Genomic DNA, 20444 nt, shown 5'->3' on the forward strand with positions numbered 1-20444 from the left:
GGGTAATCATGGCTTCTGTAGAATGCATGCCGATCATCGGTGGTCCGGCGCCTCGTCGTCAGTCCCGCAAGGTCGGGATTCGCTGGGGCGGCCAGCTCGTGACGGTCGGTGGCGATTCGCCGATTCGCGTGCAGTCGATGACCAACACCGATACGGAAGACGTGATCGGCACGGCCATCCAGGTGAAGGAACTGGCGCAAGCCGGCTCGGAGTTGGTGCGCATTACGGTGAATACGCCGGAAGCGGCAGCCGCCGTGCCGGAGATTCGCAACCAGCTCGACCGCATGGGGGTGATGGTGCCGCTCGTCGGCGACTTTCATTACAACGGTCATACGCTGCTTGCCGACTATCCGGACTGCGCTGAAGCACTGTCCAAGTACCGCATCAACCCGGGTAACGTCGGTAAGGGCGCAAAGCGCGACACGCAGTTCTCGCAGATGATCGAGATGGCGATCAAGTACGACAAGCCGGTGCGTATCGGCGTGAACTGGGGCAGCCTGGATCAGTCGTTGCTGGCGCGCATCATGGATGAGAACGCGGCACGTGCCACGCCGTGGGACGCGCAAAGCGTGATGTACGAAGCGCTGATCACGTCGGCGCTCGAATCGGCCGAGCTTGCACAGCGCGTCGGTTTGTCGGCCGACAAGATTTTGCTCTCGTGCAAGGTGAGCGCGGTCCAGGATCTGATTGCCGTGTATCGCGAACTCGCCAAACGTTGCGACTACGCGCTTCACCTTGGACTGACCGAAGCCGGCATGGGGTCGAAGGGGATTGTTGCATCGACGGCTGCGCTGTCGGTGCTGCTGCAAGAGGGGATTGGCGACACCATCCGTATTTCGCTGACGCCCGAGCCAGGTGGCGCGCGTACGGGCGAAGTCGTGGTCGCGCAGGAAATCCTTCAGACGATGGGCCTGCGTGCGTTTGCGCCGATGGTGATCGCCTGCCCGGGTTGCGGACGTACGACCAGCACGGTGTTCCAGGAACTGGCGGCGAGCATTCAGAAATATCTGCGTGAACAAATGCCGGTGTGGAAGGCTCAATATCCGGGCGTCGAGAACATGAACGTCGCCGTGATGGGCTGCATCGTGAATGGCCCGGGCGAGTCGAAGCACGCCAACATCGGCATCAGCTTGCCGGGGTCGGGCGAATCGCCTGCCGCACCGGTGTTCGTCGATGGTGAAAAGGTGCGTACGCTGCGCGGTGATCATATCGCCGAAGAGTTCCAGCAGATCGTCGACGATTACGTGAAGACGCATTACGGTCAAACGCAAGGCGCGGTCGCCGCGTAACACGGTAATTCGGCAGGAGGCTGGCAGCTAGCGGGCTGCAAGCCGGGCAGAACACAAGAGAATATGACTGACGCAAAGAAGAATCGCCCCGCCAAACTGGCCGGGGTCAAAGGCATGAACGACATCCTCCCGCAGGACGAAGCCCTGTGGGAGTTTTTCGAGGAATCGGTGCGCGCGATGCTGCGCGCTTATGGCTACCAACAGATTCGTACGCCGATTCTCGAACACACGCAGCTGTTCACGCGCGGCATCGGCGAGGTCACCGACATCGTCGAGAAAGAGATGTACAGCTTCACCGATTCGCTCAACGGCGAGCAGCTCACGATGCGCCCCGAAGGCACGGCAGCGGCCGTTCGTGCGACGCTCGAACATAACCTGCTGTACGGTGGCCCGAAGCGCCTGTGGTACTTCGGCCCGATGTTCCGTCACGAGAAGCCGCAGCGCGGTCGCTATCGTCAGTTTCACCAGGTGGGCGTCGAGGCGCTCGGTCTGGCGGGGCCCGATGCCGATGTCGAAATCATTCTGATGTGCCAGCGCCTGTGGGACGATCTGGGTCTGACCGGCATCCATCTCCAACTGAATTCGCTGGGGCAGGGCGAAGAGCGTGCGCGTCATCGTGCCGATCTGATTGCTTACCTCGAGAAGCACGCCGATTTGCTGGACGAGGACGGCAAGCGTCGTCTGTACACCAATCCGCTGCGTGTGCTCGATACGAAGAACCCGGCGATGCAGGCGATGGTCGAAGGTGCGCCGAAGCTCATCGATTATCTCGGCGAGGCGTCGATCAAGCACTTTGAAGGCGTACAGTCGCTGCTCAAGGCGAACAACATTCCGTTCACGATCAATCCGCGTCTGGTGCGCGGGCTGGATTATTACAATCTGACCGTGTTCGAATGGGTGACCGACAAACTGGGTGCGCAGGGCACGGTGGCCGGTGGCGGTCGTTACGATCCGCTCATCGAGCAACTGGGTGGCGATGCGACGCCGGCGTGTGGCTGGGCGATGGGCGTTGAACGCATTCTCGAACTGCTGCGCGAAGACGATCTCGTGCCGCAGGCCGAAGGCGCGGATGTCTATGTCGTGCATCAGGGCGAGTCGGCCGTTGCGCCCGCGCTGATCGCCGCTGAGCGTATGCGCGATGCTGGTCTGAACGTCGTCTTCCATTGCAGCCCGGATGGCAAGAGCAGCAGCTTCAAGTCGCAGATGAAGCGCGCGAACGCGAGCGGTGCGAACTTTGCGGTCATCATCGGTGAAAACGAGGTGGCTTCGGGCACCGCCGAGGTCAAGCACCTGCGTGCGGCCGATCAGACGAACAATCAGGCGAGCGTGCCGTTCGACGGGCTTGCCGAGTATCTGATCGACGCCATCGTCGCCAGCGCGGACGAGAGCGTGAACGAAAGCCTGGGCGACGAAGGTCCGGGCAACGAAACCCTTCATTAATTCAAGACGCCAGACACGGAGAATACCGGCGAATGAGCAGCTATCACGAGGAACAGGAACAGATCGAGAACGTAAAGGCCTGGTGGAAGCAGTACGGCAATTACGTTATCTGGACGCTCGTCGTCATCATGCTGGCCTATGGCGGCTGGAATCTGTGGCGCTATTACGAACGCAAGCAGACGGTGGAAGCCGGTGTGCTGTATGGCGAACTGGAAAGTGCCGTCGATGCGAAGGACAAGGCGAAGGTTGCGCGTATTGCTTCCGACATGGAGAGCAAGTTCAGCGGCACGCCTTACGCGCAGATGACCGCGCTGCTCGCCGCGAAGACGCTTGCGGATGCTGGCGACGCCGCAGGGGCGAAGGCGCAACTCCAATGGGCCGTGTCGAACGCCAGGGACGACGAGTACAAGCAACTGGCGAAGCTGCGTCTGGCCGGTGTGCTGCTCGACGAGAAGGCGTATGACGAGGCGCTCAAATTGCTCGACAACCCGCCGGCGCCCTACGCCGGACTGTTTGCCGATCGTCGTGGCGACGTGCTCGTCGCCCAGAGCAAGGTGGCCGATGCCAAGACCGCCTACAAGCTTGCGCTCGACAAACTCGACAAGCAGGATTCGGGCATGCGTCAGTTCGTGCAATTCAAGCTCGACGCGCTGGGGGCCTGACGCGCGTCGGCATTCCGTTGGCAAGTATTACCCTCCCATAACGCATAACCGGGTACATGATGATCCTTAACGACTTCCGTCGATCGATGCCGCAAACGATGGCTACGTCACAGTCCGTGCAGGTTGCGCCGACGGTCTCGCGCCGTGGCATTTTCAAGCGTGCGGGCACCGCCGTGATGACGCTCGCCGTGCTCGGCACCCTGGGTGGTTGCGGGCTCTTCGGCAGCAAGCCGGCGCACGAACCGACGCCGCTCACGGAGATCAAGCAGGCCTTGACCGTCAAGCAAATCTGGACGGCGAGCGTAGGCAAGTCCGGGGCGTACAGCTTTGCACCCGTTGCGGTGGGCAACGCCGTGTTTGCGGCGGGTGCAAACGGCAGCATCGTGCGCGTGGATGCGGAAACGGGAGCGTCGAACTGGTCGGCCAAGGCGGATACGAATATCACCGCTGGCCCGGGCAGCGATGGCGAGACGACCGTCGTTGCTACGCACAAGGGTGACGTGATCGCGTTCGATCACGATGGCAAGGCGGCGTGGAAGGCGAATGCCGGCAGCGAAGTGCTGACCGCGCCGCTGGTGGGGCGCGGTTTGGTCGTGGTGCGCGCCATCAACAACCGTGTGACGGCGTTTGACGCGGGCACCGGTTCGGTGCGTTGGTCGTATTCGCAACCGGCCACGACGCTCACGTTGCGTACGGGCACGGGAATGACGTTCGTGGGTGATCGCTCGGTGATCACGGGTTTCCCCGGCGGCAAGCTGGTGGCGCTCGACGCCAACACGGGCAACCCGCAATGGGTCACGCCGCTGTCGTACCCGAAGGGCGTGACCGAGGTCGAGCGCGTGAATGATGTGACCGGCTCGCCGGTCGTGTTCGGGCGTCAGGTGTGCGGTGCGACGTTCCAGGGGCGTGTTGGCTGCGCCGACGTGCAGACGGGTAACGGCCTGTGGGCGCGTGATTTCTCATCTCCGAACGGGGTGTCGCAGGATGAGCGTGTGGTGGCGGCGGTGAATACCGACGGCGCTGTGTACGCGTTCAACGCAGCCGATGGCAGTACACTGTGGCAGAACGACAAGCTCAAGTACCGTGACCTGTCGGCGCCGCTGGCGCTCGGCCGCGTTGTGGTGGTGGGCGACAAGCAGGGCTATCTGCATTTCCTGTCGCGTGACAACGGCGAGTTCCTCGCCCGCGTCAAGCTGAGCGGAGCCATCAGCGCGCAGCCGGTCATCGCCGGCCAGACGCTGGTTGTGCAAACCCGCGACGGCAATATTTATGGCTTCCGTCCGGAATAACCGGTAACCGGCAAGCACCCGGGCATTTTCCGGGAACGGCCGGCAGCGCGCCGGCCGTATTCGTTTTTAGGGCTTATTCATGAAACCCGTGATCGCGCTCGTAGGGCGCCCCAACGTCGGCAAATCGACGCTATTCAACCGTTTGACCCGCTCGCGCGACGCGCTCGTCGCCGACATGCCCGGGCTCACGCGCGACCGTCACTATGGCGAGGGGCGTGTTGGCGAGCATCCGTATCTGGTGATCGATACCGGCGGCTTTGAACCCGTCGCCAAAGAGGGCATCTTCCACGAGATGGCCAAGCAGACGCGCCAGGCGGTGGTCGAGGCCGACGTCGTGATCTATATCGTGGACGGCCGTCAGGGTCTCACGCCGCAAGATCAGATCATCGCCGACTATCTTCGCAAGACGGGACGCAAGATCATGCTCGTGGTCAACAAGGCCGAGGGCATGAAGTACACGACCGTCGCCAACGACTTCTACGAGCTTGGCCTCGGCGATCCGTTGGCGATTTCGGCTGCGCACGGCGACGGCGTGAAGGAAGTCATCGACGAGGCGATCGCGCCGTTTTACGCGAATCCTGATGAAAATGAGGACGACGACAAGCATGACGGGCGCGTAAAGATTGCCATCGTCGGGCGTCCGAACGTCGGCAAATCGACATTGGTCAATACGCTGCTCGGCGAAGAGCGCGTGATTGCGTTCGACATGCCGGGGACCACGCGCGATTCGATTCATATCGATTTCGAGCGTCAGGGCAAGAATTACACGCTCATTGATACGGCAGGCTTACGTCGTCGCGGCAAGGTGTTTGAAGCGATCGAGAAGTTCTCGGTTGTGAAAACGCTCCAATCGATTGCTGACGCGAACGTCGTGATTCTCATGCTCGACGCTCGCCAGGACATTTCCGATCAGGACGCCCACATTGCCGGCTTCATTCTGGAGTCGGGCCGTGCAGTCGTCGTGGGCGTGAACAAGTGGGACGGGCTGGACGAGTACACCCGTGACCAGGCCAAGCAGGAATTGGAGCGAAAGCTCAAATTCCTCGGGTTTGCGAACTTCCACTTCATTTCGGCGGCGAAAGGCACGGGCATTGGTCCGCTGATGCGTTCGGTGGACGAAGCTTACGCGGCGGCGATGAGCAAGCTGCCCACGCCGAAGCTGACCAAGGCGCTCATCGAAGCGGTGGAGCATCAGCAGCCGCGCCGTTCCGGTTTCTCGCGTCCCAAGCTGCGCTACGCACACCAAGGGGGCTCGAACCCACCGATTATCGTCATCCACGGGAATAGTCTGGATGGCGTGACCGATAGCTATCGCCGGTATCTCGAGAACCGGTTCCGCGAAACTTTTAAGTTGAAGGGCACTCCATTACGCATAGAGTTCCGCAACAGCGCGAACCCTTACGCCAAGGGCGAGTGAAAGCCAGTCCGGGGCGGGGTTTTGCTGGCGACGCTAGCAAAATCGGCTATAGTGTGGAGGTCAGGGCGGGAAGCGCGCACACGCCCTGGCTTACGGTCATTTGCTAAAAATACAATGGAGTAACTTATGAGCAACAAAGGGCAACTTCTACAAGACCCGTTTCTGAACGCCTTGCGTAAGGAGCATGTTCCCGTCTCGATCTATCTGGTCAACGGTATCAAGCTGCAGGGAAACATCGAGTCGTTCGACCAGTATGTCGTCCTGCTGCGCAACACGGTCACGCAAATGGTTTACAAGCATGCCATTTCGACGGTCGTTCCTGCGCGTCCGGTGAATTTCCATCCGGAAGCCGAGCAGTCCTGATTCAGGCTCGCCCGACCGGGAGTCTCTCCGGCCGGGCGAATTTCTTCTCCCCGTCGCCCGCTCTTGTCCAACAGTCCCAACACCCATTCCCAGCGTAGCTTGACCACCAACGCCGCGCTCGTCGGTATCGATTTCGGCAAACTCGATTTCGAAGCCAGTCTCCAGGAACTCGACCTTCTGACGCAATCCGCAGGCGCCACGCCTGTCGTGACCATTACCGGTCGTCGCCGCAGCCCGGACGCCAAGCTGTTCATTGGCAGTGGCAAGGCCGAGGAACTGCGCGACGCCATTGCGGAATTCGATGTCGAACTGGTGATTTTCAATCATGCGCTGACACCGGGTCAGCAGCGTAATTTGGAACACCTTCTGCAACGCCGTGTCGTCGACCGTACCAGCCTGATTCTCGATATTTTCGCCCAACGTGCGAAGAGTCATGAAGGCAAGCTTCAGGTCGAACTTGCGCAGTTGCAGTATTTATCCACGCGTTTGGTGCGCGCCTGGACCCACCTGGAACGGCAAAAGGGTGGTATCGGCCTGCGCGGGCCGGGTGAAACGCAGCTGGAAACCGACCGTCGTTTGCTGGGTGAGCGCGTGAAGTCGCTCAAAGCGCGTCTCGAGAAGCTTCAGCGTCAGCACGACACGCAGCGTCGCGCGCGTCAGCGCAGCGGCACGATGTCGATTTCACTCGTGGGCTACACGAACGCGGGCAAATCCACGTTGTTCAACGCGATGACGAAGGCCAATGCCTACGCCGCGGACCAGCTGTTCGCCACGCTGGATACGACTTCGCGTCGTGTTTATCTTGGCGATGTGGGGAACATCGTGCTGTCTGATACTGTCGGATTCATCCGCGAGTTGCCTCACCAGTTGGTGGCGGCATTCCGGGCGACCCTCGAGGAGACGGTGCACGCCGACATGTTGCTGCATGTGGTGGACGCGTCGAGCCAGGTGCGCAAGGAGCAAATGGCCGAGGTCAATGCCGTACTGGCCGAGATCGATGCGGCCGACATCCCGCAGATTCTCGTCTGGAACAAGATCGACGCGGTGCCGGAACTGGCCGCACAGGGGCCGAGAATTGAACGGGACGAGGCCGGGCGTGTCACGCGTGTCTTTCTAAGCGCGCGTACCGGCCAGGGCCTCGACCTGCTGCGCGAGGCCATCAGCGAGGCGGTTGTGGCTGGCACCGGTGGGTTACAATCGCAGCACGAAGCGCCCGATGTCCGGCTCATCGACCGTTGGGACGATGTGCCGCGCGCAGAAGACAGATAACACGAGACGTCGCACCGTGAAGGGCGGGTTGCCACGGGGAATACCGGCAGCACCATCCGACTCGGGCGACGAACTGGCAAGAGACTAGACGGAGGCCGGCACGGTCGCCGATCGGCAAACCAGATTCGGGAACCACGCGCGAACCGGCAACATGCGCGCTCCGATGCGAGGCGCGCCGATCGCAACGCCCAACCCGCTTCAGTCACCACGCTTCTACCTATGCTTCCAAGAGCTTTGATGAGACGAGTTGGCTTGATTTTCTCCCTGAACGACCCGCGCTGGGGGCGGGACGGCGGCGGCGATGCGCCGTCCGGCAATCAGGAGCCGAACCGCCCGGATCGTGCGAGTAATCCAAATTCGCAGGATCAGAAGGAGCCGCAGCGCGGACCGCAGGGCCCGCAGCAGGATGGCCCTCCCGATCTCGACGAACTATGGCGCGATTTCAATCGCCGCCTGAATCGTATCTTTGGCCGCAAGAACGGTGGCGGCGGTAATGGCGGCTCGAACAATTTCTCGGGCGGCTCGCGCGGGTCGGGCATCGGTGTCGGCGTCGTTGTCGCGCTGGCCTTCCTGATCTGGCTGGCGACGGGCATATTCATCGTCCAGGAAGGTCAGGTCGGTGTCGTGACCCAGTTCGGCAAATACAAGTACACGACGACTTCGGGCATTCAGTGGCGCCTGCCGTACCCGTTCCAGTCGGTCGAGGTCGTCAACATGTCGCAGATTCGCTCGGTCGAAATCGGTCGTTCGAATACGATTCGCGACACCGATCTGAAGGACTCGTCGATGCTCACGGGCGATGAGAACATCATCGACGTTCGCTTCGCCGTGCAGTACCGCATCAAGGACGCGACCGAATTCCTGTTCAATAACGTGGATGCCGAATCGTCCGTGAATCTGGCAGCGCAGACGGCGGTGCGCGAGATCGTCGGCAAGAGCAAGATGGACTTCGTGCTTTATGCCGGCCGTGAGGAGATCGCCAACGAACTCGTCACTTCGATTCAGCGCATTCTGGACAGCTACAAGACGGGCATTCTCGTCACGAGTGTGACCATGCAGAGCGTGCAGCCGCCCGAACAGGTGCAGGCCGCCTTCGACGACGCCGTGAAAGCCGGTCAGGATCTGGAGCGTGCAAAGAATGAAGCGCAGGCCTATGCCAATGACGTGATTCCGCGTGCCAAGGGTACCGCGTCGCGTCTGACGGAAGAGGCAGCCGGTTACAAGGCGCGTGTGGTATCGCAAGCGCAAGGTGATGCGGATCGCTTCAAGTCGGTGCAGGAAGCTTATGCCAAGGCGCCTGGCGTGATCCGCGAGCGCATGTATCTCGATACGATGCAACAGATCTACTCACGTACCACCAAGATCATGGTGGACTCGAAGAACAACAGCCTGTTGTATCTGCCGTTGGACAAGATCATGGAGCGCTCGCGTAGCGACGCGTCGACCCCCGCACCGGCTTCCGGTGCGGCTACGGGGGCGGCAGCGGGTACGTCGGCTGCTGATGACAACAACGATGTCGACCATGATCGATCGCGCGCGGCACTGCGCAACCGCGACCGCGATTCACGCTAAGGGGATAAGCGCATGAACCGTATTGGAACCGTTATCGTCGCGCTGATCGTCTTGTTGATCGTGCTCGCCTCGACCATGTTTGTCGTGGATCAGCGCCGTTATGCCGTGGTGTTCTCGCTGGGCGAGATCAAGGACGTCTACAACCAGCCAGGCCTGAAATTCAAGTTGCCGCCGCCGCTCCAGACCGTGTTGTATCTGGACAAGCGGATCATGACCATCGACAACCCGGAGCCCGAGCGCTTCATCACGGCTGAGAAGAAGAACCTGATCGTCGACTCGTACGTAAAGTGGCGCATTATCGATCCGCGCAAGTTCTATGTGAGCTTCAAGGGCGATAACCGCCTCGCTCAGGACCGCCTGACGCAGCAGATTCGGTCGGCATTGCAGGAAGCCTTCACTAAGCGCACCGTCACGGAAGTGGTCTCGACACAGCGTGATCAGGTGATGCAGTGGGTCAAGCAGAAGGTTGGCGACGAGGCCGCACAGGTCGGTATCGAGATCGTTGACGTGCGTATGCGCCGAGTGGATCTGGCAGCCGGCATCAGTGATTCGGTGTATAGCCGGATGGCTGCCGAGCGCAAGCGTGTGGCGAACGAACTGCGTTCGACCGGTGCCGCCGAGGCCGAGCAAATTCGTGCCGATGCGGACCGTCAGCGCGACGTGGTTGTGGCTGAGGCATATGCCAAGGCTCAGCAGGTCAAGGGTGAGGGCGACGCCGCTGCCGCAAACATTTATGCGCAGGCATTTGGCCGCGATCCGCAGTTCGCGCAGTTCTATCAGAGTCTGGAAGCGTACAAGGCAACATTCCGGGACAAGAAAGACGTGATCATCGCCGACCCGAACAGCGATTTCTTCCGATTTATGCGGGGCTCCGGTGGCGCTGGCGCGTCAGCCGGAAAAGCGGGAAAATAACGCCTCTGACATCCGAGTAGCTGCCACCGCCCGCGTCAACGCGGGCGGTGGCGTTTTGGCCGAGTCCCCCAGTGACCAGCAGCACAATCATTCTCGCTTTTGCCCTCATGCTGATCGTGGAGGGCCTGTTTCCGTTCGTCGCGCCAGACCGGTGGCGGCAAAGTTTTCGTAAAATAACGGAAATGCCGTCCGGCCAGATTCGCTTCTTTGGTCTGGCCGCCGTCCTGCTGGGGCTGATCCTGATGCTGCTGGCCGATTAAAAAAGGCGCTTTCTCGCGCCGTCTGAATCCCGAAATACCCATGCCGAACTGGCTACTTCCCGAAAATATCGCCGACGTGCTGCCGTCCGAGGCGCGCAAGATCGAAGATCTGCGCCGTCTCATGCTCGATCGCTTCCGTACCTATGGCTACGAACTCGTGATGCCGCCGATGCTCGAGTACGTCGAGTCGCTGCTCACCGGCACCGGCCATGACCTCGATCTGCGCACGTTCAAGCTCGTCGATCAGCTTTCGGGACGCACGATGGGCTTGCGCGCCGACATCACGCCGCAAATCGCCCGTATCGACGCTCACTTGCTGAACCGCAAGGGGGTGACACGTCTGTGCTACGCGGGCAGCGTGCTGTTCACGCGCCCGCGCAATCTGCTAGCCACGCGCGAGCCGTTCCAGATTGGCGCCGAAATTTTCGGTCACAGCGGGCTGGAAGCCGATCTCGAGATTCAGGAATTGCTGCTGTTCTGCCTGCAACTGGCCGGTCTGAAGCAAATTCGTATCGACCTCTGCCACGCTGGCGTGCTCGAAGCACTACTGGAGGGGGTGCCGGCGGCCGAAGCCATCGAGAGCCAGCTGTTCGGGGCGCTCGCGACCAAAGACGTGCCGCAATTGCAGGAACTCACCCGCGATCTCCCCGTGCACGTGCGTGATGCGCTGCTGAGTCTGACCACATTGTATGGTGAGCCCGCCGATACGCTTGCCCGTGCCCGCAAGGTGTTGCCGGACCTTCCCGGCGTGAAGTCCGCGCTGGACGATCTCGCCTATCTGGCAGATTCGCAGGGCAAGGTTGGTCCGGCGGTGCTATCCATCGACCTCGCCGACCTGCGCGGCTACCAGTACCACAGTGGGGTCATGTTCGCGGCGTACGTGGATGGCATCCCGAACGCGATCGCCCGGGGCGGTCGCTACGACAAGGTCGGTCAGGCATTTGGTCGAGATCGCCCGGCAACGGGTTTTTCGCTCGATTTGCGTGAGTTGGCTGCAATTTCGCCGGTAGAAGCGCGTAGTAATGCGATTTTGGCGCCTGCTGACGACGTGCCGGGGCTGCGTGCCAAGATTGATAGCCTGCGCGATGCAGGCGAGGTGGTCATCCGGATGTTGCCGGGCCACGCTCAGGATTTCGAGGAGTTCACGGGGGACCGCGTTCTTGTCGAGAAAGATGGCCAGTGGGTAGTGACACCCCGGTGAATTCGCTGAAAAAAGCGGCACTCGCCTGCGCCAACACGGGTAGAATACGTTTTTAACCAAACCAACTATTGTTATGTCCGGCAATGCTTTGAATCAGGGACGCAACGTCGTCGTTATCGGAACCCAATGGGGCGACGAGGGTAAGGGTAAGGTCGTCGACTGGCTGACCGATCATGCGCAAGGCGTGGTGCGTTTCCAAGGGGGCCACAATGCCGGACATACGCTCATCATCGGCGGTAAAAAGACCATCCTGCGTCTGATTCCGTCGGGCATCATGCACAAGGATGTGACGTGCTACATCGGCAACGGTGTGGTGCTGTCGCCCGAAGCCCTGTTCAAGGAAATCGAAGAGCTCGAGAGCGCCGGCCTGAACGTCTGTGGCCGTCTGCGTATTTCAGAAGCTTGCACCCTGATCCTCCCGTACCACGTCGCCATCGACCAGGCGCGCGAAGCCCGTCGCGGCGCCGGCAAGATCGGTACGACCGGTCGTGGTATCGGTCCGGCGTACGAGGACAAGGTGGGCCGCCGTGCCCTGCGCGTTCAGGATCTTTTCGATCCGAAGGCGTTCGCTGAGCGTCTGCGCGAAAATCTTGACTATCACAACTTCGTTCTGACCCAGTATCTGGGCGCAGAAGCTGTCGATTTCCAGGAAACGCTGGACAAGATGCTGAGCTACGTCGAGCGTCTGCGTCCGATGATCGCCGACGTGTCGCAAGAACTCTATGCGGCAAACGCTGCGGGCGGCAAGCTGCTGTTCGAAGGCGCGCAAGGCACGCTGCTCGACATCGACCATGGCACGTACCCGTTCGTGACCAGCAGCAACTGCGTTGCAGGCGCCGCATCGGCGGGCGCTGGCGTGGGTCCGCAACAGTTGCACTATGTGCTGGGCATTACCAAGGCCTATTGCACACGCGTTGGCGCCGGTCCGTTCCCGAGCGAACTGTACGACGCCGACAATCCCGCGCGTCAGGAAGCCATTGGCCTGCAGCTGGCGACGGTCGGCAAGGAATTCGGCTCGGTGACCGGTCGTCCGCGTCGCACGGGCTGGATGGATGCCGCCGCGCTCAAGCGTTCGATTCAGATCAACGGTGTTACCGGCCTGTGCATGACGAAACTCGACGTGCTCGACGGTCTTGAAACCGTGCGGCTTTGCGTGGGGTACAAGATCGACGGCAAGTCGGTCGACATTCTGCCGCGCGGCGCTGTGGACGTCGCTCGTTGCGAGCCGGTCTACGAAGATTTCCCGGGCTGGTCGCAGAGCACCGTCGGGGTAACTTCGTGGGACCAATTGCCGGTCCAGGCGCAGAACTACCTGAAGCGGATCGAAGAAGTGAGCGGTATTCCGATCGACATGGTGTCGACCGGTCCGGACCGCGACGAGACGATCCTTTTGCGTCACCCCTTCAAGAACTGAAAAACAGCAGGACTGGCAAGACACACCATGAATCAGCCCCAAAACGACGACAAGAACCTCTGGGTCTCGTGGGACGAGTACCATCGACTGATTGAACGCTTGGCGCTCGCGGTCTATGAGTCCAACTGGAAGTTCGACAAGATCCTGTGTCTGGCCCGTGGTGGCTTGCGTGTGGGTGACCAACTCGCGCGCATCTACGACGTGCCGCTCGCGATTCTGGCGACGAGTTCGTATCGTGAGGCAGAAGGCACCGTTCGTGGCGACCTCGACATCGCTCAGTACATCACCATCACGCGTGGCGAGCTGGAAGGCCGCGTTCTGCTGGTCGACGATCTGGTCGATTCGGGCGTGACGCTCGAGCGCGTTGGCAAGCATCTGAAGGAGCGTTTCCCGAAGGTGACGGACGTGCGCTCGGCGGTGCTCTGGCACAAGGCCTGCTCGAAGGTGGCGCCGGACTATGCTGTCGATTTCCTGCCGACGAATCCATGGATTCATCAGCCGTTCGAAGAGTACGACACGCTCCGCCCGCATAATCTGTCGGCTTGGATCAAGCGGGGGACCTGACCGGGTCTGAAGTATCGGGCGCGCCTCTTCAGGGTACGCCATTGGCCGGGGAGCCTTCCTCAGGCCGCATTCAGGCGGTGCCATCGGAAGATGCGCCGCCTGTTTTGTTTTGGTCGTTCGGCGTGTCTTATCCCGTTGCTGCCCGTTCTCGCAGGAACCTGCACTCGTATCGAGATGACCGATGCCGAGACGCGTAAGGTGCCTCACTGCCCGAGAGACATCATAAGGCCGGCAATTTCCCCTTTGCTCGGCGCTTCAGGCGTGATCCCACTGTGGTGAGATGGGGCATCGCTCCCGCCATCTCTGGAGTCCGTGCCATTCACTTCTTCATGATCCGGTCGTTTCGACTTTTTCACACGGTTTGCATCGTCGGCGTCGCTGGCCTGATGGCGATGGCGAGCGCATCGAGTCATGCCGCATCTGCGGTCGCCGGCGTGCGATCGGTGAGCGGGATGCAGTACCTGTTTGTGATGAACCAGACGTCGATGGCGAAAGCCAAGGTAAGCACCCGGCAATCTCATCTGGTTTTCTATTCTTTGGCGTAAGAGCATACGTTTCCACGATCAGGAAGCGGACACGTGCACACTATTTCCCAAGACATTCCGACCGGGCGCACACGGCGCACCTACAGCAGTTCGTTCAAGTCAGAGCTTATCGAACAATGTCGCCAGGTCGGCGTCTCATGTTCAGCCGTGGCGATTTCGCATGGTCTGAACCCCAATGTGCTGCGGCGTTGGATTAAAGATGCCGCGGATTCGAGCGACGCTGCACCGCCTGCACTCAAATCGGTTGTTGTCGACGTAAAGCCTGCCTTCGTCGCGTTGCCAATGACCGTGCCGACACCACAAGCGCCCGACGCGGCGCAAGCGAACGTGCGTATCGACATTCAGCGCAATGGCACAACGGTGTCAGTGCTGTGGCCGCAGCTTTGCTTGAGTGACAGCGCAGCTTGGGTTCGGGAGGTGCTGCGATGATCCGCATCGACGCCATTTGGCTTGCGACCGAACCCCTCGATATGCGTGCCGGCGCTGATACCATTCTTGCTCGCGTGGTGAAGGTATTTGGGTCCGCACGGCCACATCATGCATATCTGTTTGCCAATCAGCGCTCGACGCGCATGAAGGTCCTCGTGTACGACGGATTTGGCGTCTGGCTTGCTGCACGACGCTTGAACAAAGGTCATTTCGTTTGGGCCAATGGTCATAGTGATATTTCTGAGACGTTAAATCTCGAGCAACTGCGCGCACTCGTGATCGGGCTGCCCTGGCAGACGTTGGCGCACGACCACGTAATCGCGGTGGTATAGCAAATGACGTAAACAGTTTTGATTCCCCCGGCGTGCAGGTGCTGGCAAACTTGATGCATGAATTCACCCACTGATCTCGATGCCCTGAACCCCGATCAACTGCGCGCGCTCGCGCGGCAGTTGATGACTCAGGTCGACGAGAAGACGCGTGAATCGCACTACCGCCAAACGCGCATTGACCAGCTCACCCACGAGCTCTCGGTCATCAAACGCCTGCAATTCGGCAAACGTAGCGAACAGTTCACTGCCGAGCAGTTGAGCCTGCTCGACGAAGCGATTGACGAAGATTTGGCAGCGCTTGAGGCCGAGTTGAATGAACTTCGTTCGGACGCGCCGCAGGAGAAGCCTCGCAAGCAGGCCAAACGCTTGCCGTTGCCGCCCCAGTTGCCCCGCACCGACATTCATCACGAGCCGACAGAGTTGAACTGCCCCTGTGGCTGCCAGCGCGTGCGTATTGGCGAGGATATCAGCGAGAAGCTCGACTACGCTCCGGGCGTATTCACTGTTGAGCGCCACATCCGTGGGAAGTGGGCATGTAAAGCGTGCGAGACGTTGATCCAGGCGCCGGTGCCACCGCATGTGATCGACAAAGGGATTCCAACGAATGGCTTGCTCGCACAGGTGTTGGTCGCCAAATACGGCGACCACCTTCCTCTGTACCGGCAGGAACGCATCTTCGCCCGCGCGGGCCTGGCAATTCCACAATCGACGCTCGGCGGCTGGGTGGGCATATGTGGTGTGCGTTTGCAGCCCTTGGTAGACGCGCTTCGCGAGGAACTACTGCGCCACAGCGTCCTACATGCAGACGAAACGCCAGTGCAGATGTTGAGCCCCGGCAAAGGGAAGACACATCGCGCCTATTTGTGGGCGTACTCCTCGACCCAGTACGCAGAGGTGCGCGCGGTCGTGTACGAGTTCGCCGACGGTAGGTCTGGCGAACATGCTCGCGCCTTCCTGGGCAATTGGCGTGGCAAGCTAGTCGTCGACGATTACAGCGGTTATAAAGCAGGATTTAAGCTGGGCATCACGGAAATCGGATGCATGGCACACGCACGGAGAAAGTTCTTCGATCTGCATGCAAGCAAGAAGAGTCAGATCGCCGAGCAGGCATTGAAATTCTTCGTGGCGCTTTACGACGTGGAGCGCGAAGCCGCCGACTTAGACCCTGAGCAACGACGAGCGATTCGTGAGGAGCGAGGCCGGCCAATTGCACAGGCGTTGCACGTCTGGATGCTCGCACAGCGCAAACTCGTCTCTGAGGGATCGGCGATCGCCAACGCATTGGACTACAACCTCAAGCGTTGGCAGGCGCTCACGCGCTATCTTGACGATCCCCACGTGCCCATCGATAACAACCAAATCGAAAATCTAATTAGACCCTGGGCAATCGGACGGGCGAACTGGTTATTTGCAGGTTCTCTACGCGCTGGTCAACGAGCTGCGGCCATTATGAGTCTGGTGCGTTCCGCACAGCTCAATGGGCACGACCCATACGCATACTTGAAAGACGTCCTCACGCGGCTGCCGACACAGCGGGCCGATAAGATCGCCGAATTGCTTCCGCATAACTGGGTACCACCTGTCCCCTGATTGAGCTCACCCCGGACTTTGCCGGGCGCTTACAAGCCAAGTTGGCGGCCCTGGAGCGATGCAGATCCCGATTGGCGTCGGGTAGCCGGGGCGGCCGATGCGAGGTGCTGATGGCGGGAAACGGTCCGGCCTACTGGGCGGTCGTGCGTGCCAGTAACGGTGAAATTGGAATGGCGCTGGGTGACACCGAGGAAGCGGCCGTGCAGGACGCGCTCATCGCGTGCCAGCGGGGAGGGCCGTGCTCGCTGGAACGCGTGCAAGTGTGGTTCGATAGCGGGCAGCGTCCTGGAATGCGTTTACCCCCACCGAAAGCGGCGCAGTCGTCTCCGGCGCAGTGTCGAATCCCGACGGGCCAGGTGGTCCGGACCCGAACGCAGTGCCTTAATGGCGAATGCGTTCGAACGTACGAGAACGGTTGCACCATTCGCTTTCAAGCCGCGAAATGTCTCGACAAGGAGACGCAGCGTTACGTGTGGCGGCCAAACGGTTGCGACGAAGGCGACAGTTGAATCGGGGCGCGCTGCCGCATCCCATTCTCGTATTGCTCGCTATCCAAAATGCGGGCGCCGTCTCGCGTCGAACGCCCGCTTTCGTCAGCGAATGACTGGCGCTAACTTGCCGACATGCCGCTATGACGCAGCAGCGCATCGACCTGCGGCGCGCGACCGCGGAATGCGATGAACGATTCCATGGCTTCGCGGCTACCGCCCACCGCAAGAATTTCATCACGGTAACGTGCGCCTGTTGCCGTATCGAGAACGGATCCGCTTACCTTGGCTGCCTCTTCGAACGCGGCGTACGCGTCTGCGGACAGCACTTCAGCCCATTTGTAGCTGTAATAGCCTGCTGCGTAGCCGCCAGCGAAGATATGGCTGAACGTATTGGGCCAACGCGAAAACTCCGCCTGCGGGGTGACGTGCAGACGATCGTTGATGCGACGCGACACCTCCAGTACGGACTCCTTGCCGCGCGGGTCGAAGTCGTAATGCAGATGCATGTCGAAGTCGGAGAAAACCAACTGACGCAACATCATCAGGCCGCTTTGGAAATTGCGGGCAGCCACCATTTTGTCGAACAGGGCGCGTGGCAGTGTGGCGCCGGTATCGACGTGTGCCGTCATGTGTTCGAGTACATCCCATTCCCAGCAGAAGTTTTCCATGAACTGCGACGGCAATTCGACAGCGTCCCACTCGACGCCATTGATCCCCGCGACGCCAGCATCTTCGACCTGAGTCAACATGTGGTGCAGGCCGTGGCCGAATTCGTGGAACAACGTGATGACATCATCATGCGGCAGCAATGCTGGCTTGTTACCCACCGGCGCCGGGAAGTTGCAGACAAGATAGGCCACCGGCGTTTGCAGCTTGCCGTCATGAAGACGCTTGCGCGTGCGCGCGCTGTCCATCCATGCACCCCCGCGTTTGCCTTCCCGCGCGAACAGATCCATATAGAACTGCGCCACCAGTTCGCCGTCGCGCTCAATACGGAAGAAGCGCACGTCCGGATGCCAGGTTTCTGCTTCTTGCGGTTCAATCGTGACGCCGAACAATGTCCCTGCCACGCGGAACAGACCTTCCAGCACCTTGGGCAGCGGGAAATACTGGCGAACTTCCGTTTCCGAAAATGCATATCGTTGCTGGCGCAGCTTTTCGGAAGCGTAGGCCGTATCCCACGGTTGCAGTGTCTCGATGCCAAGCGATTTGGCTGCGAAGGCCTGGAGCTCTTCCCAGTCTTTCTCGGCGTACGGACGCGCACGGCGGGCTAAGTCCTCTAGGAACTCAAGGACCTGTGCCGGTGATTCAGCCATTTTGGGTTCAAGCGATACTTCCGCGTAGTTCTTGAAACCGAGCATCTGGGCTTCTTCACGACGCAGTGCCAACTGCTCTACGACGATCTCGGTGTTGTCCCATCCGGGATCGCCATCACCGAATTCAGGGCCCAACTCCGAGGCGCGCGTGACGTTGGCGCGATAAAGCTTCTCGCGAAGCGCTCGATTATCGGCGTATTGAAGGACCGGGAAATACGAGGGGAAATGCAGCGTGAATTTCCAGCCCTCGACGCCGTCGCGTTCGGCCGCCGCGCGGGCTGCGGCCTTGTCGTCCTCAGGAAGTCCGGCAATCTCCTGCTCGTCCGTTACGACGAGTGAGAACTTGTTGGTCGCGTCGAGAACGTGGTCGGAGAAATTCTTGGCGAGGCTCGCCTGTTCCTCCTGAATCTCGGCGAATCGCGGTTTCTTGTCCTCGGGCAGTTCTGCACCACCCAGGCGGAATCCGCGCATTTCGTTGTCGAGGATTTTCTTGCGTGCGGCCGAAAGTCCGGCAAATTCCGGTCCGGCGGCAATCGCCTTGTACTTGTCGAAGAGCGCCAGGTTTTGCCCGACGCTTGCCGAAAACTCGGTGACTCGCGGCAGATTTTCACTGTAGGCGGCACGCAGCGCTGGGGTGTCTGCGACGGCGTTCAGATGTCCAATAATCTCCCATGCGCGCCCGAGGCCTTCGGTGCCGTCTTCCACGGCGTCAAGAATATTGGCCCAGGTTGCCGGCGTGGCCGGGTCCGCTGCTCGGTCCACCGCTGCGCGCGCTTGCTCCAGCAAGACGTCAATGGCTGGCGTCACGTGCTCGGGGCGGATGTCGGCAAAGCGGGGGAGTCCTTCGATGTCGAGAAGAGGATTGGTTTGCGGCGTATTCATGCGTTCGTTATCCACTTGAAGGGGCTTACGAAGAGTGTGGGGGCAACCTGTGGATTTTTCCAGTCGTTTTTTTCAACTGGAACGATGGGTTGCTGCGATGACGGAAACGCGGCACTGCCTTATCGCAAAAGGCATTCGCCGACATCATGTGGCCATGTCTGGGCGACGGCGCGATGTTTCGTCACTCGCCACAGGCGCCTTTTTCGGGATGATCCGAGGTCAGACTCGGCGGTTTCCGTCGGTCCCTGGCCAGATTCACGGCAATTGCGGAATGAAAAAGGCGCGCCGACCGGTGGGCCGTGCGCGCCTCGACGAGCGGCAACTAACGCGTGCAGTTGATGCGTGGCAGATTAGCCCAATGCGCGTTCTGCGGCTTCGATCGTGTTGACGAGAAGCATCGTAATGGTCATCGGACCAACGCCACCCGGCACCGGCGTAATGAAGCCCGCGACTTCCTTGACACCTTGGAAGTCGACGTCGCCGCAAAGTTTGCCTTCGTCGTCACGGTTCATCCCGACGTCGATCACGGCAGCGCCGGGTTTGACCATGTCGGCGGTGACGATATTGCGTTTGCCCACGGCGGCCACGATCACGTCGGCGTTGCGTGTGTGTGCGGCGAGATCGCGCGTCTTGCTGTTGCAGATCGTGACGGTGGCGCCGGCTTGCAGCAGCATCATCGCCATCGGTTTGCCCACGATATTCGACGCACCAATCACCACCGCAACGGCCCCCCGGAGCGGGAACTGCACCGACTCCAGCATCTTCATGCACCCATACGGCGTGCAGGGCCGGAACAGCGGGGCGCCTGTCATCAATGCACCGGCGTTCGACACGTGAAAACCGTCGACGTCCTTTTCCGGGGCGATCGCCTCAAGCACCTTGTGGCTATCGATGTGCTTCGGCAGCGGCAATTGCACGAGAATGCCGTTGATCTTCGGATCGCGATTGAGCTCGTCGATGCGAGCGAGCAGGGCGCTTTCGGTCAGGTCGGCCGGATAACGGTCGAGCGACGAATACAGCCCGTTGTCCTCGCAGGCCTTGACCTTGTTGCGTACATAGACCTGACTGGCCGGATCATCGCCGACAAGGACGACGGCGAGGCCCGGCTGATGGCCGCGAGCGGTGAGGGCGGCAGCGCGGGTGGCGACTTCGGCGCGAATGCGTTTGGCGAGGGCGTTGCCGTCGATGAGGGTGGCAGTCATGATGC

The 20444-nt window shown here is 60.6% G+C and carries 19 protein-coding genes and 1 pseudogene; 18 read left to right on the forward strand and 2 right to left on the reverse strand.

Features of this window, described 5'->3' with window-relative positions; all coding sequences use genetic code 11:
• Positions 1 to 8: 8 nt before the first annotated feature.
• The 18 genes and pseudogenes from ispG to UC34_RS26165 all read left to right on the forward strand — a co-directional run bounded on the left by ispG (position 9) and on the right by UC34_RS26165 (position 17057).
• Entirely contained in the window at positions 9 to 1289 is a 1281-nt protein-coding gene (ispG, locus tag UC34_RS09790) for a flavodoxin-dependent (E)-4-hydroxy-3-methylbut-2-enyl-diphosphate synthase (RefSeq protein WP_044455383.1), read from the forward strand.
• 63 nt (positions 1290 to 1352) lie between these two features.
• Positions 1353 to 2729, forward strand: coding sequence for a histidine--tRNA ligase (gene hisS, locus UC34_RS09795; protein ID WP_044455384.1), 1377 nt, complete (start codon positions 1353 to 1355; stop codon positions 2727 to 2729).
• 32 nt (positions 2730 to 2761) lie between these two features.
• Complete coding sequence (locus UC34_RS09800; RefSeq protein ID WP_044455385.1) at positions 2762 to 3391, forward strand: tetratricopeptide repeat protein; 630 nt, start codon at positions 2762 to 2764, stop codon at positions 3389 to 3391.
• 98 nt (positions 3392 to 3489) lie between these two features.
• The gene (gene bamB / locus UC34_RS09805) at positions 3490 to 4680 is read left to right on the forward strand and encodes an outer membrane protein assembly factor BamB (protein WP_044457975.1); all 1191 of its coding nucleotides are present in this window, start codon (positions 3490 to 3492) and stop codon (positions 4678 to 4680) included.
• A gap of 79 nt (positions 4681 to 4759) precedes the next feature.
• The gene (gene der, locus UC34_RS09810; protein ID WP_044455386.1) at positions 4760 to 6097 is read left to right on the forward strand and encodes a ribosome biogenesis GTPase Der; all 1338 of its coding nucleotides are present in this window, start codon (positions 4760 to 4762) and stop codon (positions 6095 to 6097) included.
• A gap of 126 nt (positions 6098 to 6223) precedes the next feature.
• Complete coding sequence (hfq, locus tag UC34_RS09815) at positions 6224 to 6460, forward strand: RNA chaperone Hfq (RefSeq protein ID WP_010807283.1); 237 nt, start codon at positions 6224 to 6226, stop codon at positions 6458 to 6460.
• Positions 6461 to 6559: 99 nt separating this feature from the next.
• Positions 6560 to 7639, forward strand: a pseudogene (hflX, locus tag UC34_RS09820) (GTPase HflX); the annotation flags it as partial.
• Between the two features lie 342 nt (positions 7640 to 7981).
• Complete coding sequence (gene hflK / locus UC34_RS09825) at positions 7982 to 9301, forward strand: FtsH protease activity modulator HflK (RefSeq protein WP_084070511.1); 1320 nt, start codon at positions 7982 to 7984, stop codon at positions 9299 to 9301.
• Positions 9302 to 9313: 12 nt separating this feature from the next.
• Complete coding sequence (hflC, locus tag UC34_RS09830; RefSeq protein ID WP_044455388.1) at positions 9314 to 10213, forward strand: protease modulator HflC; 900 nt, start codon at positions 9314 to 9316, stop codon at positions 10211 to 10213.
• Between the two features lie 107 nt (positions 10214 to 10320).
• On the forward strand, positions 10321 to 10473 hold the full coding sequence (locus UC34_RS09835) for a DUF2065 domain-containing protein (protein WP_044457977.1): 153 nt from the start codon (positions 10321 to 10323) through the stop codon (positions 10471 to 10473).
• A 40-nt stretch (positions 10474 to 10513) separates the two neighbouring features.
• The gene (locus tag UC34_RS09840; protein ID WP_044455389.1) at positions 10514 to 11674 is read left to right on the forward strand and encodes an ATP phosphoribosyltransferase regulatory subunit; all 1161 of its coding nucleotides are present in this window, start codon (positions 10514 to 10516) and stop codon (positions 11672 to 11674) included.
• 73 nt (positions 11675 to 11747) lie between these two features.
• Complete coding sequence (locus UC34_RS09845) at positions 11748 to 13088, forward strand: adenylosuccinate synthase (protein ID WP_044455390.1); 1341 nt, start codon at positions 11748 to 11750, stop codon at positions 13086 to 13088.
• A 27-nt stretch (positions 13089 to 13115) separates the two neighbouring features.
• Positions 13116 to 13652, forward strand: coding sequence for a phosphoribosyltransferase (locus UC34_RS09850; RefSeq protein WP_044455391.1), 537 nt, complete (start codon positions 13116 to 13118; stop codon positions 13650 to 13652).
• Positions 13653 to 13927: 275 nt separating this feature from the next.
• Positions 13928 to 14197: a hypothetical protein gene (locus UC34_RS09855; protein WP_157123125.1), complete on the forward strand. Its 270-nt coding sequence runs from the start codon at positions 13928 to 13930 to the stop codon at positions 14195 to 14197.
• Between the two features lie 33 nt (positions 14198 to 14230).
• A complete protein-coding gene (locus tag UC34_RS09860) occupies positions 14231 to 14626 on the forward strand; it encodes a transposase (RefSeq protein ID WP_072617460.1) in 396 nt (131 codons plus the stop codon).
• Entirely contained in the window at positions 14623 to 14958 is a 336-nt protein-coding gene (gene tnpB / locus UC34_RS09865; protein WP_044455394.1) for an IS66 family insertion sequence element accessory protein TnpB, read from the forward strand. Before UC34_RS09860 ends, tnpB begins: the two co-directional genes overlap by 4 nt.
• A 57-nt stretch (positions 14959 to 15015) precedes the next feature.
• Positions 15016 to 16548, forward strand: coding sequence for an IS66 family transposase (tnpC, locus tag UC34_RS09870; protein ID WP_044455395.1), 1533 nt, complete (start codon positions 15016 to 15018; stop codon positions 16546 to 16548).
• Positions 16549 to 16619: 71 nt separating this feature from the next.
• Positions 16620 to 17057 (forward strand): hypothetical protein, encoded by a 438-nt coding sequence (locus UC34_RS26165; protein ID WP_418303926.1) that lies wholly within the window; start codon positions 16620 to 16622, stop codon positions 17055 to 17057.
• Between the two features lie 101 nt (positions 17058 to 17158).
• Here UC34_RS26165 and UC34_RS09880 read toward each other — a convergent pair whose 3' ends face one another.
• Positions 17159 to 19237, reverse strand: a complete 2079-nt coding sequence (locus tag UC34_RS09880) for a M3 family metallopeptidase (protein WP_044455397.1) — start codon at positions 19235 to 19237, stop codon at positions 17159 to 17161.
• A gap of 350 nt (positions 19238 to 19587) precedes the next feature.
• Positions 19588 to 20439 carry a bifunctional methylenetetrahydrofolate dehydrogenase/methenyltetrahydrofolate cyclohydrolase FolD gene (gene folD / locus UC34_RS09885; RefSeq protein ID WP_044455398.1) on the reverse strand — a complete coding sequence of 284 codons (852 nt, stop codon included), beginning with the start codon at positions 20437 to 20439 and terminating at the stop codon, positions 19588 to 19590.
• Positions 20440 to 20444: the final 5 nt, after the last annotated feature.

This window comes from Pandoraea vervacti (genome assembly GCF_000934605.2).
GTDB lineage: Bacteria > Pseudomonadota > Gammaproteobacteria > Burkholderiales > Burkholderiaceae > Pandoraea > Pandoraea vervacti.